The following is a 4,444-nucleotide window of genomic DNA, read 5'->3' as shown; positions in this document are numbered from 1 at the left end:
CTTGCCGCCCAGTTGCTCGGTGTGGGGCAGGGCGCGACGGTAAAAAATCGCATTGCCCTCGCGGCGGGTCGCCACCAGGTCGGCCTGGGCCAGTACCTTCAAGTGGTGGCTCATGCCGGATTGGCCGATGGCGAAGATCTGCGCCAGCTCCAGCACCCCGAACGAATCGTTGGTCAGCGCGCGCAACACATTCAGGCGCAACGGATCGCCACCGGCCTTGCACAGGGCTGCCAGCTCGTCGCTGTCGTCGGGTCGAATGGAAGGTGCGCTCAGGTTCATAAGGCCAGCAGTCTAGTGACGGTGGGAAAACCCCGCAAGGGCAATATCAAAAAGTTTTGATATTGGTCGATAATCGGTGGTTATAAGCAGCCGCTATAACCCATGGACGAGGCGGGGGGCGGTTTCTCCAGTCAATCCGCAGGAAAAACACCCCCAAGTGACTATCTGTCATTGCCCCGAGGGCCGTGGCTGAGGGAAAATGCCGATCCTTTTTTCCGTTTCTTTTATTCAACCTCCAGGAGATCAGCGATGCCCAGCCGTCGTGAGCGTGCCAACGCCATTCGTGCCCTCAGCATGGATGCCGTGCAAAAAGCCAACAGCGGCCATCCCGGTGCCCCGATGGGCATGGCGGATATCGCCGAGGTACTTTGGCGTGACTACCTGAAACACAACCCGAGCAACCCGTCGTTCGCCGACCGTGACCGGTTCATCCTGTCCAACGGCCACGGCTCGATGCTGATCTACTCGTTGCTGCACCTGACCGGCTACGACGTCACCATCGACGACCTGAAAAACTTCCGCCAGATCCACAGCCGCACCCCGGGCCACCCGGAATACGGCTACACCCCTGGCGTTGAGACCACCACCGGTCCACTGGGCCAGGGCCTGGCCAACGCCGTGGGTTTTGCCCTCGCTGAAAAAGTCCTGAGCGCGCAGTTCAACCGCCCGAACCACAACGTTGTCGACCACCACACTTACGTGTTCCTCGGTGATGGCTGCATGATGGAAGGCATTTCCCACGAAGTCGCCTCCCTGGCCGGTACCCTGGGCCTGGGCAAGCTGATCGCCTTCTACGATGACAACGGCATCTCCATCGACGGCGAAGTCGAAGGCTGGTTCACCGACGACACGCCAAAGCGTTTCGAAGCCTACAACTGGCAGGTGATCCGCAATGTCGACGGTCATGACCCGGAAGAAATCAAGATTGCGATCGAGACGGCCCGCAAAAGCGAGCAGCCAACCCTGATCTGCTGCAAGACCACCATCGGCTTCGGTTCGCCGAACAAGCAAGGCAAGGAAGACTGCCACGGCGCCCCACTGGGTGACGCGGAAATCGCCCTGACCCGCGCTGCGCTGAAGTGGAACCACGGCCCGTTCGAAATCCCGGCTGACATCTACGCCGAGTGGAACGCCAAGGAGGCCGGCCTGGCGGTCGAAGCCGAGTGGGACCAGCGTTTCGCGGCCTACTCCGCCGAATTCCCTGAGTTGGCCAACGAACTGGTTCGCCGCCTGGCCGGTGACCTGCCTGCCGACTTCGCTGAAAAGGCCTCGGCCTACATCGCCGAAGTGGCGGCCAAGGGCGAAACCATCGCCAGCCGTAAAGCCAGCCAGAACACCCTGAACGCGTTCGGCCCGCTGCTGCCTGAGTTCCTCGGCGGTTCGGCTGACCTGGCCGGTTCCAACCTGACCCTGTGGAAAGGTTGCAAAGGTGTCTCGGCGGAAGACGCCAGCGGCAACTACATGTACTACGGCGTGCGCGAGTTCGGCATGAGCGCCATCATGAACGGCGTTGCCCTGCACGGCGGCCTGGTGCCTTACGGCGCGACCTTCCTGATGTTCATGGAATACGCCCGCAACGCCGTACGCATGGCGTCGTTGATGAAGAAGCGTGTGATCTTCGTCTACACCCACGACTCCATCGGCCTGGGCGAAGACGGCCCGACGCACCAGCCGGTCGAGCAATTGACCAGCTTGCGCACCACGCCGAACCTGGACACCTGGCGCCCATCGGACGCGGTCGAATCGGCTGTGGCCTGGAAGCACGCAATCGAGCGCAAGGACGGCCCTTCGGCGCTGATCTTCTCCCGTCAGAACCTGCAGCACCAAACCCGCGACGCGGCGCAGATCGAAGGCATCAGCCGTGGTGGCTACGTGCTGAAAGACTGCATCGGCGAGCCGGAGCTGATCCTGATCTCCACCGGTTCGGAAGTGGGCCTGGCGGTTCAGGCGTACGACAAGCTGACTGCCGCCGGTCGCAACGTGCGTGTGGTTTCCATGCCGTGCACCAGTGTCTTCGAAGCCCAGGACGCCGACTACAAGCAATCGGTGTTGCCGTTGCAGGTCAGCGCACGTATCGCCATCGAAGCGGCTCACGCCGACTACTGGTACAAGTACGTGGGCCTGGAAGGTCGCGTGATCGGCATGACCACCTACGGTGAGTCGGCGCCGGCGCCAGCGTTGTTCGAAGAGTTCGGTTTCACCCTGGAAAACATCCTGGGTCAGGCTGAAGAGCTGCTGGAAGACTAAAGCGCGTCCCCTTGTAGGAGCGAGCTTGTTGTGGCGAGGGAGCTTGCTCCCGCTGGGCTGCGAAGCGGCCCCAAGCCGTGCGATCGAGATGTGTCAGATACACCTCGTCAGCCGGTCTGGGAGTGCTTCGCACTCCAGCGGGAGCAAGCTCCCTCGCCACACAAGCGAGTTTCTGCAAAGGTTTGTGTCGCCCACAATGCGAGAACCCCATGCCTCAACCGCGTCCCTACAAAGTTGCACTCAACGGCTACGGCCGGATTGGTCGTTGCGTCTTGCGTGCTCTGTTCGAGCGAGGGCCGGCGGCCGGGTTTGAAATTGTCGCGATCAACGATCTGGCGGACATGGCCAGCATCGAATACCTGACACGCTTTGACTCCACCCACGGCCGGTTCCCCGGCGAAGTGCGGGTCGAGGACGATTGTCTGCATATTAATGGCAACTGCGTGAAGGTCCTGCGCAGTGCCACCCCTGAGGGCATCGACTGGGCGGCGCTGGACGTCGACCTGGTGCTGGAATGCTCCGGTGCCTATCACACCCGTGCCGACGGCCAGCGGTTTCTCGACGCCGGCGCACCACGGGTCCTGTTCTCCCAGCCGATGGCCAGCGAGGCGGATGTCGACGCCACCATCGTCTACGGCGTGAACCAGGATTGCCTGACCGGTGCCGAATTGCTGGTGTCCAACGCCTCCTGCACCACCAACTGCGGCGTGCCGCTGTTGCGCCTGCTGGACCAGGCGATTGGCCTGGAATACGTGTCGATCACCACCATTCACTCGGCAATGAACGATCAGCCGGTGATTGACGCTTACCACCATGAAGACCTGCGCCGTACGCGTTCGGCGTTTCAGTCGGTGATTCCGGTGTCCACCGGCCTGGCGCGCGGTATCGAGCGACTGTTGCCGGAACTTGCCGGGCGAATCCAGGCCAAAGCCGTACGGGTACCGACGGTGAATGTGTCTTGCCTGGACATCACCATGCAAACCGTCAGCGACACCGATGCCGGCGAAGTCAACCGGATCCTGCGCGACGCCGCCACCAGCGGCCCGCTCAAAGGCCTGTTGGCCTACACCGAGTTGCCGCACGCCAGCTGTGATTTCAACCACGACCCGCATTCGGCCATCGTCGATGCCAGCCAGACCCGCGTTTCCGGCCCACGGCTGGTGAACATCCTGGCTTGGTTCGACAACGAATGGGGTTTTGCCAACCGAATGCTGGACGTTGCAGAACACTATCTGCAAACAGCCTCTCCACAACTTTAGCTCTCAGGAATTGCCCCCCATGACCGTGTTGAAGATGACCGACCTCGATCTGCAAGGTAAGCGCGTACTGATCCGCGAAGACCTCAACGTCCCAGTCAAGGACGGTGTTGTCACCAGCGATGCGCGAATCCTGGCCTCGCTGCCGACCATCAAGCTGGCCCTGGAAAAAGGTGCGGCCGTGATGGTCTGCTCCCACTTGGGTCGTCCGACCGAAGGTGAATTCTCGGCAGAAAACAGCCTCAAGCCTGTAGCTGAATATTTGAGCAAGGCCCTGGGCCGCGACGTGCCGCTGGTTGCCGACTACCTGAACGGTGTGGACGTGAAGGCTGGCGACATCGTGCTGTTCGAAAACGTGCGCTTCAACAAGGGCGAGAAAAAGAACAGCGACGAACTGGCCCAGCAATACGCTGCCCTGTGCGACGTGTTCGTGATGGACGCCTTCGGCACCGCGCACCGTGCCGAGGGTTCGACCCACGGCGTGGCCAAGTTTGCCAAAGTTGCCGCAGCTGGCCCGTTGCTGGCGGCTGAACTGGACGCACTGGGCAAGGCCCTCGGCGCTCCGGCCCAACCGATGGCCGCCATCGTTGCCGGCTCCAAGGTGTCCACCAAGCTCGACGTGCTGAACAGCCTGAGCCAGATCTGCAACCAGCTGATCGTCG

At 61.8% G+C, this 4,444-nt stretch carries 4 protein-coding genes; 3 read left to right on the top strand and 1 reads right to left on the bottom strand.

What is annotated here, in order from left to right; translation table 11 throughout:
- Positions 1 to 279: metalloregulator ArsR/SmtB family transcription factor (locus tag HX846_RS19675; protein WP_178965944.1), on the bottom strand; the 279-nt coding region annotated here is incomplete at its 3' end.
- A gap of 249 nt (positions 280 to 528) precedes the next feature.
- Here HX846_RS19675 and tkt point away from each other — a divergent pair.
- The 3 genes from tkt to pgk form a co-directional block, all read left to right on the top strand.
- Positions 529 to 2,526, top strand: a complete 1,998-nt coding sequence (tkt, locus tag HX846_RS19670; protein WP_003216865.1) for a transketolase — start codon at positions 529 to 531, stop codon at positions 2,524 to 2,526.
- Between the two features lie 209 nt (positions 2,527 to 2,735).
- On the top strand, positions 2,736 to 3,785 hold the full coding sequence (gene epd, locus HX846_RS19665; protein ID WP_008434077.1) for an erythrose-4-phosphate dehydrogenase: 1,050 nt from the start codon (positions 2,736 to 2,738) through the stop codon (positions 3,783 to 3,785).
- A 19-nt stretch (positions 3,786 to 3,804) separates the two neighbouring features.
- Positions 3,805 to 4,444, top strand: a 640-nt coding sequence (gene pgk, locus HX846_RS19660) for a phosphoglycerate kinase (RefSeq protein WP_178965943.1), incomplete at its 3' end; no start/stop codon positions are given.

It is taken from the genome of Pseudomonas sp. K5002 (genome assembly GCF_013386655.1).
In the GTDB taxonomy this organism is placed as follows: Bacteria; Pseudomonadota; Gammaproteobacteria; order Pseudomonadales; family Pseudomonadaceae; genus Aquipseudomonas.
The sequence above is the reverse complement of the archived record's forward strand: the minus strand, read 5'-3'. Positions and strand labels throughout refer to the sequence as shown.

Excerpts from the sequence above, each read along its gene's own strand:
- tkt (WP_003216865.1), top strand. The coding sequence starts at position 529 with ATGCCCAGCCGTCGTGAGCGTGCCAACGCCATTCGTGCCCTCAGCATG.
- epd (WP_008434077.1), top strand. The coding sequence starts at position 2,736 with ATGCCTCAACCGCGTCCCTACAAAGTTGCACTCAACGGCTACGGCCGG.